Annotated in this window: 13 protein-coding genes and 2 pseudogenes; 10 read left to right on the top strand and 5 right to left on the bottom strand. The window is 63.5% G+C overall.

Translation table 11 applies throughout. The features are described from left to right. The first annotated feature begins 35 nt into the window (after positions 1 to 35). The 7 genes and pseudogenes from SK1NUM_RS09545 to metG all read left to right on the top strand — a co-directional run bounded on the left by SK1NUM_RS09545 (position 36) and on the right by metG (position 8,376). Complete coding sequence (locus tag SK1NUM_RS09545) at positions 36 to 1,127, top strand: adenosine deaminase (protein WP_212321496.1); 1,092 nt, start codon at positions 36 to 38, stop codon at positions 1,125 to 1,127. Then, positions 1,124 to 1,669: pseudogene (locus SK1NUM_RS09540) on the top strand (ribonuclease H family protein); the annotation flags it as partial. The gene SK1NUM_RS09545 and the pseudogene SK1NUM_RS09540, both read left to right, overlap by 4 nt. Further along, a complete protein-coding gene (locus SK1NUM_RS09535) occupies positions 1,669 to 2,985 on the top strand; it encodes a threonine/serine exporter family protein (RefSeq protein WP_212321493.1) in 1,317 nt (438 codons plus the stop codon). The pseudogene SK1NUM_RS09540 and the gene SK1NUM_RS09535, both read left to right, overlap by 1 nt. 11 nt (positions 2,986 to 2,996) lie before the next feature. After that, positions 2,997 to 5,063, top strand: coding sequence for a S9 family peptidase (locus tag SK1NUM_RS09530; RefSeq protein WP_223927476.1), 2,067 nt, complete (start codon positions 2,997 to 2,999; stop codon positions 5,061 to 5,063). Then, entirely contained in the window at positions 5,053 to 5,919 is an 867-nt protein-coding gene (locus SK1NUM_RS09525) for an ATP-binding cassette domain-containing protein (protein ID WP_212321491.1), read from the top strand. Before SK1NUM_RS09530 ends, SK1NUM_RS09525 begins: the two co-directional genes overlap by 11 nt. 2 nt (positions 5,920 to 5,921) lie before the next feature. Next, positions 5,922 to 6,521, top strand: a complete 600-nt coding sequence (locus SK1NUM_RS09520) for a hypothetical protein (protein ID WP_212321489.1) — start codon at positions 5,922 to 5,924, stop codon at positions 6,519 to 6,521. Between the two features lie 67 nt (positions 6,522 to 6,588). Beyond that, positions 6,589 to 8,376: a methionine--tRNA ligase gene (gene metG, locus SK1NUM_RS09515; RefSeq protein WP_212321487.1), complete on the top strand. Its 1,788-nt coding sequence runs from the start codon at positions 6,589 to 6,591 to the stop codon at positions 8,374 to 8,376. A gap of 137 nt (positions 8,377 to 8,513) precedes the next feature. Here metG and SK1NUM_RS09510 read toward each other — a convergent pair whose 3' ends face one another. The 5 genes and pseudogenes from SK1NUM_RS09510 to SK1NUM_RS09490 all read right to left on the bottom strand — a co-directional run bounded on the left by SK1NUM_RS09510 (position 8,514) and on the right by SK1NUM_RS09490 (position 15,607). Further along, complete coding sequence (locus SK1NUM_RS09510; protein WP_212321485.1) at positions 8,514 to 10,490, bottom strand: DUF2207 domain-containing protein; 1,977 nt, start codon at positions 10,488 to 10,490, stop codon at positions 8,514 to 8,516. Between the two features lie 49 nt (positions 10,491 to 10,539). Then, complete coding sequence (locus tag SK1NUM_RS09505) at positions 10,540 to 12,186, bottom strand: phospho-sugar mutase (RefSeq protein WP_212327676.1); 1,647 nt, start codon at positions 12,184 to 12,186, stop codon at positions 10,540 to 10,542. A 5-nt stretch (positions 12,187 to 12,191) separates the two neighbouring features. Then, entirely contained in the window at positions 12,192 to 12,992 is an 801-nt protein-coding gene (locus SK1NUM_RS09500; protein ID WP_212321478.1) for a purine-nucleoside phosphorylase, read from the bottom strand. Positions 12,993 to 13,082: 90 nt separating this feature from the next. Continuing rightward, positions 13,083 to 14,832 (bottom strand): annotated as a pseudogene (locus tag SK1NUM_RS09495) (DEAD/DEAH box helicase). Between the two features lie 70 nt (positions 14,833 to 14,902). Then, on the bottom strand, positions 14,903 to 15,607 hold the full coding sequence (locus SK1NUM_RS09490; protein ID WP_212321474.1) for a hypothetical protein: 705 nt from the start codon (positions 15,605 to 15,607) through the stop codon (positions 14,903 to 14,905). Between the two features lie 129 nt (positions 15,608 to 15,736). On the opposite strand from SK1NUM_RS09490, the gene SK1NUM_RS09485 reads away from it, so the two are divergent. From SK1NUM_RS09485 to SK1NUM_RS09475, 3 genes are all read left to right on the top strand, one after another. Then, positions 15,737 to 16,561: a GNAT family N-acetyltransferase gene (locus SK1NUM_RS09485; RefSeq protein WP_212321473.1), complete on the top strand. Its 825-nt coding sequence runs from the start codon at positions 15,737 to 15,739 to the stop codon at positions 16,559 to 16,561. A 267-nt stretch (positions 16,562 to 16,828) separates the two neighbouring features. Continuing rightward, positions 16,829 to 17,182 carry a hypothetical protein gene (locus SK1NUM_RS09480; protein ID WP_212321471.1) on the top strand — a complete coding sequence of 118 codons (354 nt, stop codon included), beginning with the start codon at positions 16,829 to 16,831 and terminating at the stop codon, positions 17,180 to 17,182. 528 nt (positions 17,183 to 17,710) lie between these two features. After that, a complete protein-coding gene (locus tag SK1NUM_RS09475) occupies positions 17,711 to 18,748 on the top strand; it encodes a trypsin-like serine peptidase (protein WP_212321469.1) in 1,038 nt (345 codons plus the stop codon). Positions 18,749 to 18,823 lie beyond the last annotated feature (75 nt).

The following is an 18,823-nucleotide window of genomic DNA, read 5'->3' as shown; positions in this document are numbered from 1 at the left end:
ACCACCACCGCCGCCCACAACCCTAGGATGTTCCCATGCTGAGCCAGGAAGAACTGCGTGCCCTCCCGAAGGTCGCTCTCCACGATCACCTCGACGGCGGGCTGCGGCCCGCGACCGTTATCGAGCACTGCGCTGAGAACGGCCATGAGCTGCCCACCACAGATCCTGGGGAGCTGGGAAGGTGGTTTTTCGAGGCTGCCGACTCCGGTTCCCTGGTGCGCTACCTGGAGGGCTTCGCCCACACCACCGCAGCCATGCAGACCCGGGACCAACTGGTGCGGGTAGCGCGCGAGTTCGTGCTCGACCAGGCTGCCGACGGCATCATTTACGCCGAGGCGCGGTGGGCTCCCGAACAGCACTTGGAACAGGGACTCACACTCCAGGCTGCCGTTGAGGCGGTGCGGGACGGCCTCGCACAGGGCATGGCGCAGGCCGAGTCCGAGGGGCGGGGCATCGTGGCCACCCAGCTCGTCACGGCGATGCGGCATGCCGAGGAACCGACCACTGAGATCGCCGAGCTGGCTCTGGCGTATCGCGACGACTCCGTCGCCGGATATGACATTGCGGGTGCCGAGCTTGGGTTCCGCCCCACCCGGTTCCAGGCATCCTTTGATCTGCTGCGCCGCAACAACGCGCACTACACCATCCATGCGGGAGAGGCGGACGGGCCTGACTCCGTGTGGGAGGCCGTCCAGCTCTGCGGGGCCCAGCGCATCGGCCATGGTGTGCGGATCTGCGAGGACATCGAGGAATTCTGGGGAGAGCATCCCCGGCTCGGGCGGTTCGCGGCCTTCGTGCGGGACCAGCGCATCCCGCTTGAGGTGTGTCCGACGTCCAACCTGCAGACCGGGGTGGCCGCGACTCTCGGACAGCATCCTGTGGCGAGACTCGCCGAACTTGGATTCAACGTCACCATTCACTGCGACAACCGCCTGATGAGTGACACCTCGCTTTCCGCGGAGTTCGCGAGACTCTCAGAGACCTTCGGATGGGGGCTCAACGAGGTGGAGACCGCCACTGTGGCGGCCATGCGCGCAGCCTTCTTGAGCCATCCCGAACGCGAGGCTCTTATCGACGGCCTGATCCGTCCCGCCTTCAGGGCTGCACGCCGCGAGGTTCGGGCGTGATCACGGCCGCCGCCGACGGGTCGTCCCTGGCCAATCCCGGTCCCGCCGGCTGGGCCTGGTACATCGACGAGGACCGCTGGGCCTCCGGTGGCTGGGCTCATGGCACGAACAACATGGGTGAGCTGATGGCGGTACTCGACCTGCTGGACGCCACGTCCGGGACACGCGAGGAACTGCTGGTCCTGTGCGATTCGCAGTACGTCATCAACTCACTGACGAAGTGGATGCCAGGGTGGAAACGCCGTGGCTGGCGGAAGGGTGACGGGAAACCGGTCCTGAACGTTGATCTCATGAGGCAGCTGGATCAGGCTCTGCAGGGACGGCGGGTGCGCTTTGAATGGGTCAAGGGGCATGCGGGGCATCCTTTGAACGAGGCTGCCGACGAGCGGGCACGGGCGGCTGCCACCGCGTACCGTGACGGCACCCCAGTCGACCCGGGTCCCGGGTTCCCAGGAGCGGATGAGCGACCAGGCCGGTCAGGCCTGGTTCGTGACGACGCGGCCAGCCAGGCTGCGCTGTTCGACCTTCCCGGTGAGCAGGCATGAGTGCGGCTCCCCGGGAGGTGCTGGACCTGGGGTTGGAGATTGGCTGCGGGATGCTGGCCCATGGCGCCTCCGTGTCCTCTGCGATCCGTGCTTCCCGTCACGCGATGCGGGACCTCGGGATGGAGGAGTACCACACTGACGTCACGGGGAACATGATCATCGTCTCGGTCAGGGCACGGACCGACGCCGATCCCATCACGGCCATGAGGGTGGTTCCTCTCGGGCATCAGGACTTCGACCGCATCACGGAGCTTCAACAGGTGGCCTCCGAAGCCCGGATGAACAGCATCTCCCACTCCCGCTCCCGGATCGACGCCATTCTCGGGCGCTCTGGACGCTGGGGAGGCTTGGATGTCTCGCTGGGGTTCGGGATTGTCTCCGGGGCAGCGGCCCTCATGTTTGGGGCGCGGTGGATCGTCGGTCTGCTCGCGCTGATCGTTGCCTGGTGTATCCATCGCACCCAGGTGTGGCTCGCCAAGCGGCGGGTCTCGGTGTTCTTCCAGCAGTGCGTCGGCGGGGCGATGGCGGCCGCTACCGCGGTCATGGTCGCCCTGGCCAAGGAGTGGGGAGTTCCCGGGCTCTCAGGGATCGAGCCAGGCCTGATCGTCATCGGCGCGATCATCTCGATGCTCGCGGGCATCACGATTCTCGGTGCCTCCGAGGACGCCATATCCGGTCTCTACGTGACGGGCACCGCCCACGCCATCCATGGGCTGATCGTGACGATCGGCTTGGTGATCGGCGCCAGCATCGTGGTGGCAGGGGCCGGCTGGCTGAGCGTCCCGGTCTGGATCAAAGCCGGATTCAGCCTCAATGGCCTATTGGGTCCGGCCTCGGTGTTCTGGGCGGGGATCGTGGCAGCGGCCTGGGCGTTCTGTACCCGGGCATCCCGGCGGGCAACTGTCAGCGCGGGGTTGATCGGGGCTGTCAGCTGGCTGTTGTTCCTCTGGCTGGTGACGCATCGCTGGTCCGTGGTTGCCGCCACCGGAGCGGCTGCGCTGTCGATCGGGGTTGCGTCTGCCGTGGCGGCACGCCTGCTGCGGGTACAGCTGGACTCCATATCGGCCTCTGCCGTGGTGCCGATCCTGCCTGGCCTGGTGACGTGGTCCGGAGTGTTGAAACTGGCCCTCGTCACGGGGGAGGGTTCCTTCGTGGACGGCCAGCTGGACCTGATGACCGCGGCGGCCGTGGGCATCGTCCTGGCGGCTGGCGTTGCCGCTGGCGCAGCCATGGCCCGCCCCATGTCGGTTCCGATCCGGAAGCTGCCCTGGCCAATAAGACCTCTGGGGTCACGTGGCGTCCGGAAGAGGTGAAGCCTTACGGTATGGATGTGAAGCCACGCCACCTGGACCTGTTGGTCACTTTGTCTTCCCCGAGTCTCAGCCCCGATGGCGAGCAGGCGGTCTTTGCTGCGCGTCGCCCATCCTTCGACGTCGATGACTACGTCGGGAGGATCTGGAGCGTGGCCACAGCTGGCAGGGGCCGGCCTAGGCCACTTACCCGCGGCACCTTGGACTCGGCGCCGCAGTTGAGTCCTGACGGCAGCGCTGTGGCATTCCTGCGGGGCGGGGTCGGCGTCAGCTCGCAGCTGGCGATCGTGTCTGCTGAGGGTGGGGAGCCGAGGATTCTCACGGATGCTCCGCTGGGGGTGCTTGAGTTCATCTGGTCACGGGACTCGCGCAGGCTGGCTTTTGTCGCGCGGATTCCTGAGGCGGGACGGTATGGAACCCTCGATGGGGTCCCTGCGGAACGCGAGGACCCGCGGCTGGTCATCGGCAATAAATACCAGGCAAACGGGCTCGGCTTCACCCGGGACCGGCCCCGGGGGATATATGTCCTTGACGTTCCCTCACTGGACGAGGAGCCCTGGCTTGAGCCGGTGGGGCGCGCAGCCACGTCCGCCGAGGAGGAGCCTCGTGGTGATGCGGCGCTGGGTGGCCGGCGGGGCTTGCCGCTGGCGAAGCTGCTGACACCGGTTGAGTCCGACTGCCACCAGCCCGAGTTCACACCCGATGGGAAGCAGCTCTATTTCACAGCCGCCCTGCATGCCGGCGAGGACTCCGACCTGCGCCTGATGATCCACAGCGTCTCTATCACGGGTGGGGAGCCGAGGCTCGTGGCCGGCGGTGCCCGCTCCGCCAGGGCATGGTCGCAGCCACGATTCAGCCGGGATGGTGCCACGCTGTTCCTGCTGACCGAGCAGCTGGGTGACGACGGGGTGGACATCGTGGGACATGCCCTGTCCGTGGCTGCCCTCACGGCGGATGCGGAGCCGGGCGCTGAGCCCCGCCTGCTGACCGATCCACAGACCACCGACTACGGTGCCTCCTGGACCTTTCTTGAACCCTATGGTGAGGATTCGGTGCTGGCGCCCGCCAGGGTCAGAGGATGTGGCGAGTTGCATGCCATCTCTGCAGAGGGGCACGCCGAGGTGTTGGTCCGGGGACCCCGGGTGGTCACCGCGGCTGCTGAGCGGGCGGGGGTGGTGGTCGCCGTCGTCAGCGAGGCGACCCGGCCGACGGAGCTGGCCAGGGTGGACGCCGGGCGGCTCATGCAGCTGACTGACTTCGCGCAGCCGCTCGTGGCCGCGGCCACTCCCTTGGAGCCGCGGGAACTGACTGTCCAGGGCAAGAACGGAAACGACGTTCATGGCTGGGTGTTCGTGCCGAAGGGAGCGGGGCCACACCCGGTGCTGTTGAACATCCACGGCGGGCCATTCTCGAATTTCGACTGGAGTTTCTTCGACGAGGCACAGGTCTATGTTCGCGCCGGGTACGCGGTCGTGCAGTGCAATCCCCGTGGCTCCGCCTCCTACGGGCAGGAGCATGGGCGGGCCATCAAAGAGCGGATGGGTATGGTTGACATGGCCGATGTGTTGGCGTTCCTGGAGGGTGCATGCGCGCAGTTCAAGAGCCTGGATGGGGAGCGGGTCGGTGTCATGGGAGGCTCCTACGGCGGCTACCTGACCGCGTGGATAACAGCCCACGACCATCGATTTGCCGCCGCTGTGGTGGAGCGAGGCTACCTGGATCCTGCTGCCTTCGTCGGGACGAGTGACATCGGCTGGTTCTTCTCCGACGTCTATGTGGGCGTGGATCCGGAACAGGTGGAGCAGCAGTCGCCCATGGCGAAGGTCGGCCAGGTCAGGACCCCTACCCTCGTCATACACTCCGAGCGCGACCTGCGGTGTCCCTTCGAACAGGCGCAGCGCTATTTCGCGGCTTTGCGCAGGGGTGGGGTGACTGCCAGGATGCTGGTTTTTCCCGGTGAAAATCATGAGCTCTCCCGGTCCGGATCGCCCTGGCACAGGCGGCAAAGATTTGAAGCGATTCTCGACTGGTGGGCTGAACAGCTTCCGGTGCGCATAAAGGAGGCACGACGTGGCAGGTGAAACTGCCTTCAGGCTGAGGGACGTACAGGTTGGGCTGGGTGCCCGCGTGGTGTTGCAGCAGGTGAACCTGGCAGCGCCCGTCGGGTCGATAACAGGCCTGATCGGACGTAACGGGGCGGGTAAGTCCACCTTGCTCCGCCTGATGTCAGGACGTGAGGCCCGGTATACTGGTGAGGCGCAGGTCTTCGGCAGGGCGTTACCTGAAGCGGCCTCCGGGACGGTCTATCTGACCGCAGAGCATTGGCCCTTCGGCGGAGATCAGCGGCTGAGGGACCTGGCCTATCACGTCTCCCGGGTGCATCCAAATTTCGACATGGAGCGGGCCATCGAGCTGCTCGCCTGGTTCGATGTGCCGGAGAGCCGCCATCCGATGGCGCTGAGCCGGGGGCAGCGTACAGCGGCCTTCCTGAGCCTGGCGCTGGCGGCCCGTGCTCCCCTTACCCTGCTGGACGAGCCTTACAACGGACTCGACGTGCCCGCCCGGCGGCGATTCACGCGGGTCCTGGTGGAGGAGCTGAAACTGTTCCCCCGGACTCTGCTGATCTCCACGCATCTCGTGGATGAGGCTGAACCGTTGTTCCAGTATGTCGCCCTCATGGAGGGCGGGCGGGTCACGGCCTCCAACACCGTGACCGGGCTGGTCACGTCATTCACCCGGGTGAGTGGCCCGGTGGCGGAGGTGGATGCGCTTCCGAGACTCGGGCGGCTGGACCGGGAGGGCGGATGGGCCAGCGCGGTGGTCAGGAGAGGCGCGGAGGGTGACCTGCCTGCCAAGCCCGTCAGCCTGCGGGAACTGGCTGATCTGCTGATCGGCCCCAGACGTGACGCCCAGACGGATGTCGAGAGAGGGAGATGACGATGACGGGAGACGTTGGCGCGGTGCTGTCCGCCATCGGCGGCCGGTTCGCCTGGCGCTACTGGTGGCCCGTGATCCCCTGGCTGGCTGATGTCGCCATGGTTGCCACCTTCCGGCAGGAGAACATCCAAGAACCTGCTGGCGTGCTTTTCCTGGTCTGCCTGGCGACAGTGCCCCTGCTGTGGCTGTGGGGGGCCCGGTTCGCCGTTGCCCTGGGGCATGCGCGAAGACGCGTGTTTCCCATCCTCATCGCCTTGAGCGTCGGGCTGCCGATGCTGTGGCAGATCATCGGCAGCATCGCCAGGCTTGCCGTGGGGCAAGGCGATGGAGGGCATTCCGAGGGGCTGTTCCTGCTCTACGGCCTGCCGATCGTGGCCCTGCTGATGCTGGGCTGTGCGCTGTGGCTCGGATATGGCTGGCGGGGAGTGGCGGTCGCGGTCTTCTCGTGGGGCGCTGCGGTTGCCTTGTTCTACCTGCTGGTGCGGCCTTTGTTCGAGGGCCTGCCCCTGGTGTCTTTCATCGTCGGCGCCTGTGGGGTGATTTTGATACTGGTCGGGTCTGCCTGGGGCGGCTGGGGCGGGTTCCGCATCGCCCGAGCCTGAGGAGCGCTCACCCATCTGGCATCAGCACCTGTCCGCGGAATTCCCAAGTGGCGATAGGATGCAGGCCATGTGTTCTGACGTTCTCACGGCGGTTGCCTGGCCTTATGCCAATGGCCCCCGCCACATTGGTCACGTTTCCGGCTTCGGCGTCCCCTCGGACGTTTTCGCGCGCTACATGCGCATGGCGGGCCATAACGTGCTGATGGTCTCAGGATCGGATGAACACGGCACCGCGATCCAGGTGAAGGCGGACTCTGAGGGTCTGACGGCCCGCGAGTGCGCGGACAAGTACCACCGGGTGATCGCCTCCGATCTGCAGGGCCTGGGGCTCTCCTACGACCTCTACACTCGCACCACCACTCCCAATCACTACCTGGTGGTGCAGGAGATGTTCACGGCTCTCTACGACAACGGCTATATCGTCGCGCAGACTCAGATGGGTGCGATCTCCCCGTCCACGGGACGCACACTTCCCGACCGCTTCATCGAGGGCACCTGTCCGATCTGCGGGTATGACAGTGCCCGCGGTGACCAGTGCGACAACTGCGGCAACCAGCTTGACCCCGTGGACCTGATCAATCCGGTCTCCCGCATCAACGGAGAGACCCCGGAGTTCATCGAGACGGAACATTTTTTCCTCGACCTGCCGAAGGTTGCGGAGCAGCTGACGACCTGGCTTGACTCCCGTGAGGACTGGCGTCCGAACGTGCTGAAGTTCAGTCACAACCTGCTGGAGAAGATCCGGCCCAGGGCCATCACCCGCGACCTCGACTGGGGCGTTCCCGTTCCCCTCGAGGGGTGGATCGACGCCCCCATGAAGCGCATCTACGTGTGGTTCGATGCGGTCATCGGCTATCTCTCGGCCTCCATCGAGTGGGCGAGACGCAGCGGCGACCCAGACGCCTGGCGCAGGTTCTGGAACGAGGAGACCGCCCAGAGCTTCTATTTCATGGGCAAGGACAACATCGTCTTCCACTCCGTCATCTGGCCAGGCATCCTGTTGGGAGTCAACGGCCAGGGCTCCGCGGGGGGCGAGGTCAAGCCCGCCTTGGGTGAGCTGCAGCTGCCCACCGAGGTGGTGTCGTCGGAGTTTATGACCATGCGTGGCTCGAAGGTGTCGAGTTCGCGGGGTGCGTCCATTTTCGTCGGCGATTTCCTCAACGAGTTCGGTCCTGACGCGCTGCGCTATTTCATCGCCGTGGCTGGCCCTGAGAACCAGGACACGGACTTCACCTGGGAGGAGTTCGTCAGGCGGATCAACTTCGAACTGGCGAACGAGTGGGGCAACCTCGTCAATCGCTCCATCTCCATGGCCCACAAGAACAACGGCGCGATTCCTGCAGCAGGTGAGTTGACTGATGCCGATCGAGAGCTACTCGACGCCTCGGCAGCGGCGTTCGCTGTGGTGGGGGAGCATATCGCCGCGCGCCGGTTCAAGGCCGGCATCACCGAGGCGATGCGGATCGTCTCCCTGGCCAACAAGTACCTGTCCGACCAGGAACCCTGGAAGCTGAAGGACGACCCGGCCCGGCGTGACACGGTGCTGCACGTGGCGCTGCAGGTGGTATCCGACTGCAACACCCTCCTGACCCCCTACCTGCCACATTCCGCCCAAGCGATCTTCGAGGCACTCGGCAACGAGGGGGTATGGGCGGCGCAGCCCGAGCTGCGGGAGGTCACCGACGGCGACGTCAGCTACCCGATCCTGACGGGTGACTATGCCTCCCAGCAGGCGTCGTGGCAGCGCCGGTCCATCGTTGCGGGTACCCCGCTGGCCAAGCCGACACCACTGTTCAGAAAACTGGACGAGAAGCTGGCTGAGACCGGCCCAAGCTGGGCGCCCATCACGACCTGACCCTTGAGGCTGTCCTGAATGCGCGGATCTGCGGAGACCAGACGGGGGCCTGGCCGCTGTGCCTCCCAGCCGTATGTGGCCAGAGCCGTATCCCAACCACCGCTGAAGGTGCACGCACACGGCACTGGTGGCGATGACTACCACGAGCCGCCGCTGAAGCCGCCGCCAGAGGAACCACCGCCGCCGGAGAAACCTGAGCCGCCGCTGAAGCTGCCACCGGGGAAACCTGAGCCACCAGAAGAGCTATTTGAGGCCGACCATGCGGTGGCTGCTGCGGCTTGTGCCATTGAGTAGGAGAAGTCTTGGGAGAAACTGCCGAGACTGGTGTAGAAGGAGCCTGTCGAATGGTAGAGATCCGCTCCTTGGTACCAGGATGTGTTGGCGAGGTTGCGTCCCTCGGCTCCAAGTTGGGCGAATAGCTTGGTCCAGCGGTGGGTCACACCGAAGATCATGGCGTAGGGCAGGTAGCGGCTGAAGATGTCTACGCCCTCCTCGAAGCGCAGTTGTTCCTTCTCTGCTGTGCGCAGGTATAGCTCGAAGCCCCGCGCCTGTTCGAGTGCCGCTGATCCCTGAGCGGTACGGGCCCCGAAGCGTTGCGACATGATCGCTAAACCAGCGCCGAACAGCATGATGGGGATTCCGACGATGCCCCAGCCGAATGCTACCCCTAGCTGGAAACTGACTATGGTGCCGAAAAGGGCGATGCTGATTCCTTTCTTCAATGCTGACTGTCGTCCTGCTTGGGGATTGCTTCGGAACCAGCCGAGCGCTACCACTCGGTTATAGAGGCCTTGCCGGGCCGTGCTTTGTATGTCGCCGTATTTCTCGTCCCGCAGATCTTTGAGACTGACCTGGCTGCCTTTCTGAGGTATTTCGCTTGGGTGGTTTTTTCTCTCGGTATTGGGTTGGTGCGTTTTCCTCTTGGGAGTAGTGTGGCCTGATTTTGAACGGAAGATTCTATTTAAGAGCTTCAGCTCGTAGCCGATGAGGCCATCAGAGTTCTTATCTGTGCGGGTCAAGAGGTGACCGCCGTGCTCGGTAGCAGTGATTACGAGATATCCGCGGACTGCCAGGTCGATGATTGTTGCGGAGATGTCCACGGAGTCTGCGGTCGCATCCACCAGGGTGCCTATCTCACCGGGCCGGGCTCCCCGGGGCGGCTGGAAGGCCACCGCAACGTTGACCTTGCCGCGACGCTTGCCAGTCCGGGCGGCCATGCCTGCGGCTGGGGCAAGGCCTGGCGTGAGACCGAGAAACACCTCGTCACGGGCTTTCTTGTTTCGTATCATGACTAGTGCCACCACGGCTCCCACACTGAGAACGGCGGTGGCAGTCCCAAAGACGGGATTCAGGGGAGAATGCTCTGACCAAAGAGACCAAAAGATTGGCCATGGGGTGCGCCTCCGCTCCTGATCTATGGTCTCTATCGTCTGGGTCACCCCAGGGAAGGTGCCAGCGGGAAAACCGGCGACAACCTGCACTGGATCGCCAGCTGGGATCCGGTCTACCGAATAGGAGGCGCTGGTGCCGCCGGAGCTGGATTCGCAGGGTTTATCCAGGTTTGTCGTCTGCCAGCAGCTGACCTTCGAGATCTCCGCTGGGCCGGTGATGGAAACCTGGAAGTTCTTGATCTCCGATGCCCAGTTTCCGATGACATTCCAGTTGAACTCATCCAGGCCGCTCTCTGGGTGCTTGGTGGCGATCAGCCCGGTGATGTCATAGCTGATCCGATAGGTCTGCGGAGTCGAATAGACGGTGTTCGCTTCGCCCACCCGGACGGTCATGGTTCCATTGTCCTGGGTGATCTGTGTGTCGGAATGGGCGCCGCTAGGGGAAGAGACCTGGACGCCGGATATCTCGAAGCGATACCACTGGTTTTCATTTCCAGTTCGCTGCCGCTTCGGCAGCGCGAACACAGGGCCGCGACCCTTGACCTTGGAGAAGTCCATCTCCAAAGTGGCGTCGACGTGAGCCACCCCATCACTGCTGAGGTTGACCTTAACATTCCACCAGTTGACTGGGGCCGAATCCTGCGCGTGGGCCTGCGGGGTGTTCACCGCACCGGCAGCGACCACGACGAGCATGACGAACAGTCCCCTGAGTACCTTCCACATGATTCTCAGGGTAGAGCCTGCCGGGGGCAACCAGGGGCGTGTCTGTTGGTCAGTCGAGGCCGAGCACGGACTGCACCTGTCCGCGCAGAGTCATCAGGCGGATCTCCGCGGCCAGCCTGGCCGCCATCCCAGACTGGGACTTCTCCGGAGGCAGCACCACCTCCAGGTAGCACTTCAGCTTCGGCTCGGTCCCGGACGGGCGCACCACCACGCGCACCTCGTCGCTGGCCAGCTCCACGGCGTCGGTGGGAGGAAGCCCAGCCGAGCTCTCAGCCAGGTCGCGATAACTGACCGGGGCGTAAAGCAGGCTCACCGGGGGATTGGCGCGTAGCCTTTCCATGGCGGCGGTGATCAGGGAGAGGTCATCCACCCGGATAGCCAGCTGGGCTGTGGCGTGAAGCCCCAGCTCAGCGGTCAGCTCGTCCAGCCGGTCGGCCAGTGTCAGCCCCTTCGCACGCAGCCTGGCCGTCATCTCAAGCGCCATCAGAGCTGCGGTCAGGCCATCCTTGTCCGGGACCACGGCCGGATCACAGCAGTAGCCGATGGCCTCCTCATATCCGAAGGCGAGGTCCGGAACCCGCCCGATCCACTTGAAACCCGTGAGAGTGGTGACGTGGCGCCGTCCCCGCGCAGCCGCCAGGGCGGCGAGCGCCCCCGAGGACACCACCGAGCTGGCCAGCACACCCTCGGCCCCGCGGCGGAGCATGTGGTCGGCGAGCAGCAGCCCCAGCTCGTCGCCCGTCAGCATCCGCCACTTCCCATCGACGAGCGTGGCGACCGCGCACCGGTCTGCGTCAGGGTCATTGGCCACTACCAGGTCAGCCCCGGACTCCTCGGCCAGCGCCAGTGCGCGATCGATGGCGCCGGGCTCCTCCGGGTTGGGGAAGGGGACGGTCGGGAAATCCGGGTCCGGCTCGGCCTGCTCCGCTACCTCGTGGGCGGGCGGGAAGCCAGCGGCCCTGGTCAGTTCCCGGAGTGTCCGGGACCCCACCCCATGCATCGCGGTGTGCACCCAGGTGACCTCACGTGGGGCATTGGCGTGGATCAGCGCGGTGCCCCGAGTGATGTAGTCGTGACTGAGCCGGTCCCACATCATCCGGTATGCATCGCTGCGAGGAAGCGAACTCAGGGAGTCAGCCGGGTGCGCTGCGATCCGAGCGGTGATCTCGGAATCGGTGGGCGGGACTATCTGTGACCCGTCACCCAGGTACACCTTGTAGCCGTTGTCGGCGGCCGGATTGTGGGAGGCCGTCACGACAACCCCGGCAATACATCCGTATTTGCGCACGCCGAATGCCACCAGGGGAGTCGGGGTGGGGGAGCCGGTGAGCAGCACCTCGAAACCGGCGCCAGCGAGTACCGCAGCGGTCTCACGGGCGAACTCCTCAGACCTGTGCCGGGCATCGTAACCGACTATCACCTGGCCCTCGGCGTGGCCGTTGTCTCTCAGCCAGTCCGCGAGTCCGGCTGTGGCCTGTGCGACAACCACGAGGTTCATGCGGTGGGGGCCCGCGCCCATCCTGCCCCTGAGCCCTGCTGTGCCGAAGGTCAATGGGCCCGAGAAGGCGTCCTCGAGAGTTCTTGCTGCCTCTGGATCTCCCGCATCGGCTGCCTCAAGAAGTTCCTTGAGTTCGGCCCGGGTGATGGGGTCGGGGTCGGTGGCCAGCCAGGCCCGGGCTGCGTCATGACTGGTCATGCCGGTCATAGCGCACCCGCTATTCCGGCCAGCAGCGAGGCCAGCTGTGGCCCGGCGTCGCGGCCGGCCCGCAGCACCTCGGAATGGTCGAGCCCCGAGGCCGACAGGCCTGCGGCCGCGTTGGTGACCAGCGAGAGCCCCAGCACCTCCATGCCAGCCTCGCGTGCGGCGATGGTCTCCAGCGTCGTCGACATGCCGACGAGATCGCCGCCGATGATGCCGGCCATCCGCACCTCGGCGGGAGTCTCGTACTGAGGACCACGGAACTGCACGTAAACACCCTCGGGTAGCTCAGGTCTCACCGTGTGGGCCAGGTCGCGCAGCCGTTGCGAGTAGGCATCTGTCATATCCACGAAGGAGGCGCCCTGCAAAGGGGTGGCGCCGGTCAGATTGATGTGGTCGCGGATCAGGACCACGGTGCCCGGCCCCCACGCCGGGTTCAGGCTGCCGCAGCCGTTGGTGAGCACCAAAGTCGCCGCCCCCCAGGCAGCGGCCGTGCGCACCCCATGCACGACCGGCGCGACGCCTCGGCCCTCGTAGTAGTGAGTGCGCCCCGTCAGGACTGCGGCCGTCTTGCCCGGCATCGTGCGGATCAGTCTCAGCACGCCACCATGGCCGCTGACCACGGGAGGACTGAAGCCTGGCACGTCGCCGAGCTCGATCTCACCGAGCCTCTCGCCCAACTGATCGGCTCCAGCAGACCAACCGGAGCCCAACACCAGCGCCAGATCTATCCGGTCCAGGCCGAACCGGGATGAGAGAAAATCGACGGCCTCATGCGCCAGCCTTATGGAGTCATCGCTCATGTCCCAAGCGTAGTGCCGGGCGGCTTGAAACGGCGGCTGTCCTCCTTCGTCCAGGCTCGTGGAATCGCGAGTCAGCGGAACGGCACCTTTTCAGCGCCTGAGCCAGCTCCTAGCCTTGGCTATGCGTTCGGTCACTTGCTCGGTCGTGGCCTGGGCCAGTGGCGGCCCTCCACATTCGCGGCGCAGATCGGCGTGGACGTGGCTGTGAGGACGCTGTTCAAGACGGGCGAGCTGGGCGACGAGGGAATTGAGCTCCTTGCGCTGGTTCGCGAGTGCCCGGTGAAGTGGCACCTCTGGTTTCGACTTCGGGTCCTTGCGTTCCCGGCGTTTGAGCTGCCGGCGTTGCCGGTCAGCCAGGAGCGTGCTCACCTGGTCAGGCTCAAGGAGGCCGGGGAGCCCCAGGTAATCGAGTTCGTCCTGGGACGTGGGCTCAGCATGCATACCGAAGGCCTGGGACTCGAACAACACATGGTCGAAGGTGGCTTGGGAATCGAGGGCTTCGAATTCACCCAGCAGGTCATCGGAGGCGGACTCGCTGCGATTGGCGGCCTTGATCAGTGCCTCCGTCTCGGCCCAGATATCGGTTTCCTCGGAGCGGGGGGGGTCCCAGCACGTGATCACGTTGCCGTTCCAGGGTAGCTGCGTGGGCCAGCAGTATCGGAACGGTGGGCAGGAACACCGTCGCCACCTCACCGCGACGCCTGGAGCGTACGAAACGTCCTACCGCCTGGGCGAAGAACAGTGGCGTCGACGTGGAAGTGGCATACACCCCGACCGCGAGCCGGGGCACGTCCACTCCCTCCGAGACCATACGGACAGCGACCATCCAGCGGTCGCCGCTCTCGGCAAACTCCTCGATCTTCCCGCCGGCCTTGGCGTCGTCCGAGAGAATCACCGTGGGACGTTTCCCCGTGATCTGGGTGAGGATCTTCGCGTAGGCCCGGGCCACAGTCTGATTGGTGGCTATCACCAGCCCGCCTGCGTCGGGGATGGAGCGGCGTACCTGCGTCAGCCGCTGGTCGGCGGCCCGCAGCACCGCTGGGATCCACTCCCCGGTGGGGGACAGTGCTGTGCGCCAGGCGTGAGCGGTCAGATCCTTGGTCAGCATCGTTCCCAGGTCCGCGTCCAAGACCTCACCTGAACGCATCCGCCAGCGCATCTGCCCGCCGTAGTTCATGAAGATCACGGGTCGGACGACATGGTCAGCCAGGGCCTCCCGGTACCCGTAGGTGTAGTCGGCCCGCGACGTCTTCACCCCGGATACGGACTCCTCATAGGCGACGAACGGGATCGGGTTGTCATCCGAGCGGAACGGGGTACCCGTCAGTGCCAGGCGCCGCGTCGCCTCAGAAAAGCCCTGGAGAACGCCATCGCCCCAGCTCCGGGCATCGCCGGCATGGTGGATCTCGTCGAAGATCACCAGGGTGGAGACCTGATTGCAGAGCGCCTCGTAGGCGTAGGCGCGTATCGAGACTCCCGCATAGGTCACCACCGATCCGTCGAACTGCCTGGAACGTCCTCGCCTCACCCCACCAGTGCCGGGATCGAGGTGGATGCCGACCCGGGCGGCGGCATCCGCCCACTGCGTCTTCAGATGTTCCGTGGGGGTGACCACCACGATGCGTTTCACGGTGCGTGTGTGAAGTAGCTGATGTGCCACGCGCAGCGCAAAAGTGGTCTTGCCTGCCCCGGGGGTGGCGACACACAGGAAATCACGAGGCTGGGATGTCTCGTAGAGTTCGAGGGCCGCCACCTGCCAGGCGCGGAGACTCTGGGCAGTACCCCAGGCAGCGCGCTGCGGGAAGGCGGGGGAGAGATGTTCGAACGCCGAGGAAGTCATACGGGTTCGAAGCGTACCCCAGGATGGGAGAGCAGCTGGTTTTGCCGGTGGCGTGTGCCGGGCTGCCCTGTTAGTCGTCGAAGAGCCCCATCAGCAGGGAGAAGCCGCCGAGCATCAAGGCTCCCTGGGCTAGGCCGCGAACTGCCGGATCTAACCCGTACTGCTGGTAGTAGCCACGTGTGTAGGCAGCGTGTGCTTGATCCTCCCAGTAGGGAATCGTCTGGTAGCCCTGCTGCACCATGCGGATGTGTGGGGTAGTGCCTGAGCTGATGCGTGCGGCATCCAGCGCGCAGGCCGGGACCTCGCGGGGCGTGCCACCTGCGGGGGCCCAGGTGACGTTGCGGGTGGATGGGCCATGCGATGGATCGAAGAAGCACGGTGGGCGGCGCTCCGGGAGTGGCTCGCCCTGTGCCCGGGACTTCACGCAAGCTATCGCGTAACGCCCCTCCTCAAGGATGTGGGCGATGGCGGTGGCATCGGATTCATAGCGCGCCTGGTTCATGGCCTGCTTGGCGTTCTCGTAGGCATCCAGGGCCTCTGTGTAGTTGGCCTGGGCTTCCGCGTTGAGCTCAAGCCCCACCACATCCATGTCCAGTTCGCGGAGCTCGTCGCCGAATCGTGTGATGTCGCTGTCCAGGGAAGCGCGGGCCGCGTCCCCGATCGGGGTCTCGCCGTAGCGAACCGGCCCGGCGCTGAGCTGTTGAGGCTGTTGCCCCGCGCCGAGCGCGCGTGTACCCCGCAAAGCCAGGAAAACCAGCCCGGCAACAATCATCATGACCAACAAACCACCAAGGGTCACAGCACATCACTCCTACAAAGCGCCCTGTATGCTCCAGATTACGTCACGCAGGCAAAGCGACATCCATGCAGAAGGCGAGCGGAGGCGGAGGATTCATTGGACAGCATGATTCAGGTCAAGGCCTGGGAAGAACTGACCAAGGACGAGCTCTTCGAGATCGTGTGCCTGAGATCCGAGGTGTTCTTCGTGGAACAGCGTGCTGACACTCCCGACTTCGATGCCTTCGACCGTGACCCCAGAACCCGTCACTGGTGGGTCCCCGATGTGGGTGGCTGTGCAGCTTATCTGCGCACCGTAGAGCTTGATGAGCCGGAGCTTGGAGTATCCCAGTCGTTCGGGCGCGTGGCTGTCCGGGCTGACCGCCGTGGCGAGGGATTGGCGCGGCGATTGATCGCGGCGGCGCTGGGCCGATTGGGTAAAAAACCTTTCGTCATCCACGCACAGAGTTATGTGGTGCCGCTCTACCAGGACTTCGGATTCACAACAGTGGGGGAGGAGTACCTGGAGGCAGGGATCCCCCACCTGAGAATGCTGAGACCAGGAGAGATCCGCGTCAGCGCCGTTGTCCTGACCGACGCGACGGGCCAGGTGCTGCTGGTCCGCAAGCGTGGCACGGAGGCATTCCTGAATCCGGGCGGAAAGCCCGAACCGGGAGAGACCCCGGAGCAGTGCGCATCCAGAGAGTTACGAGAGGAACTGGGCCTGGACCTCGGTCCGGGCAGGCTGATCCCGCTGGGACAGTATCGCGCTCCGGCAGCCAACGAGGCTCACACCGTCGTGGTCGCCGATGTTTTCAAAGCCCCAGAACCTCTCGCTCACCTTCCTCGGCCGCGGGCTGAGATCGCCGAGGCAGTCTTCGTCGATCCTGCGCGCCCCCAACCGAGCTGGGCTCCGCTGTTCACCGAGCAGATCCTGCCCCGGCTGTCCTGAGTGCTGGGAATTCTTGGTTGCGAACAGACAATGACTGCATAAATTTTCGCGTCTGAATTATCAAGGGTTGCGAAATCGCCCCCGGTGAACTAACGTCAATCTAAATTCGTCATAGCATCCTGGCGACGATGGAGCTGCGTGAGGCAGTTGAAATATCCATCAGTGTTGTCTGTTGCCGGGGAGGTGCTTGGTTGTCAGGTTGGGCCTAGATGCTCTGGTTCTGGCTATCACCTCTGTGGGGTTAATAATCGAGAGGAAGGGTGAAGCGTGAAAAGAAGAAATGTAAGATTAAATACAATATTGAGGCCGACTGTATTTTTTGTGGCATCGATAGTGCTTATGGTTGGATTTGCTCCTCCGGCATCCTTGGGACATGGAATCACTGGAAACCGGGGTGCGGAGTCGATATCGCATACGTTTTCGCCCGAGGAAATCGCCAGAACGGAGGAGTACTGGACTCCGGAGCGCATGGCCGAGGCGATTCCAGCGGAGATGCCTGAGCCTGAGAATACATCAATAAAATTTACTTTTTGGATTGGTGTATCCCTAGCCTGTATTGTCCTAGCTGATGCTTTTAATTCTCTCAGAAAGTGGATTATGGAATCGCAATCTGAAGCTTAGATGCAATAATTCTATTGCCTGTATATCATGATCTAAAGATTTTGGGTAGATTCTGGCTTCCCTAGTCTATGCGCCGATGGGGTGTCGTTAGATTTTGAGGGTTATTCACAGCTGTGAGTGGTCAGTCTCCGATAATGGGATTCGGTGCTCATGAGCTGGCCATGAATAGCCTTTGTTGCGACCTTCAGGCGCTGGGTGATAATGAAGTAATGCCTGGAAGGAGGCTGTTGTACATTAGAGATTATTTATGATGGGTAGTATTGGATAGTGAGGCTCTCCAAGAGGGCTTTCGTTTCAGTAAAAGTCCTTGTCAAATAAGTTTGCTTGTGGTTGCGGAAAGCCTCTCAAAAGTCCTGAGATTGTGTGATTGTCAGCGGATAGTTGGCTTCGATGAGGGCTCAGGGCTGTCATTATAGAAGCTTATTCATAGGGCGGCCGGCAAACAGCAAAATTTTTGTCAGAGCAGATTGGCTGCGGCTGTGAAACAAGCCTCATAGGTTCCTATAATATTGGAAAGAGAAGTGAAGTATGAAGAAAAGAAATAGAGTAGGCGGAGCAGCCGCGGCATTAGCGGCCACTCTCACATTCATGGCTGGAATTGCCTTTCCGGCGTATGCGGACAACACCTCTGATGCGGAGCAGCCTGGAGATTCTCTGGCGCATGGGGTCTCTCCTGAGGAGGTGGCTGAGACAGAGCAGTTCTGGACGCAGGAGCGGCTGGATTCTGCGACACCCCTGGATTCACCAGTCGGGACTCTTGGTGAATCCCATACGCCTGCTGGGGAGGAACAGGCTGAGGTGCGACAGGGGGAGGACATCGTTAGCTCTGAACCGGTGAAACCACAGTCTGATGTTGGGGACCTGGCCGTGGGTAGTTACGCCGGTTCTGGCGCCGGCCCTAATGATCAAGTCAAGGTCCCGAGCACTGTGGGGCGGCTGTTCTTCACGACACCCAAGGGATCGAGCAGCTGTACAGCTTCCGCAGTGGCTGGCGGTGATGGAACAAAGATCATCACCGCAGGTCACTGTATTCATCCGGGAGATGGCGGTACAGATTGGTACAAGAATTTTGCATTCATCCCTGCCTATTACAAAGGATCTGGACCGCAGGGGATCTGGTATGGCTCCAGGGCGGTCGTATTCCAAGGCTGGAAGCAGGGTAACTACCGCTACGATCAAGGTTTTGTGAGCCTCGGTGTTAAGGATGGCCGTACCATTACGCAGGCAGTAGGCGGGAATGGCCTCATAGGGGGAGGTAGCGGGACTGTCTCCGGCAGTCGCATCTGGGGTTATCCAGCGGAAACTCCATTTGATGGTTCGCTTCCTTACTTCTGCGACGGCTCTTCCACTGCTCGGTCTGCTGACTCCGTGATGCAGTGCAGAATGAATGAGGGGGCATCTGGTGGGCCTTGGATCAAGGATCACGGCGAGCAGAATCTGGGATACACCTGGGCGGTGACCTCGCGGTGCGTAGGTCCCGGTGCAAATTCAAAATCCAAATGTGCTCTCACCGAGCTGCTTGCCGCACCCAATCCCCGGAATATCCTCCAGCTGCGCGATGCCTGATGGAACTGGGCATCAAGGCAATGGGGAACTTAGCCTTGGTATCAGCCAATTGACAGTTGCACCGTCACTTCACGT

The sequence above is a fragment of the Arachnia rubra genome (assembly GCF_019973735.1).
In the GTDB taxonomy this organism is placed as follows: Bacteria; Actinomycetota; Actinomycetes; order Propionibacteriales; family Propionibacteriaceae; genus Arachnia; species Arachnia rubra.
This window is presented reverse-complemented; position numbering and strand designations above follow the sequence as displayed.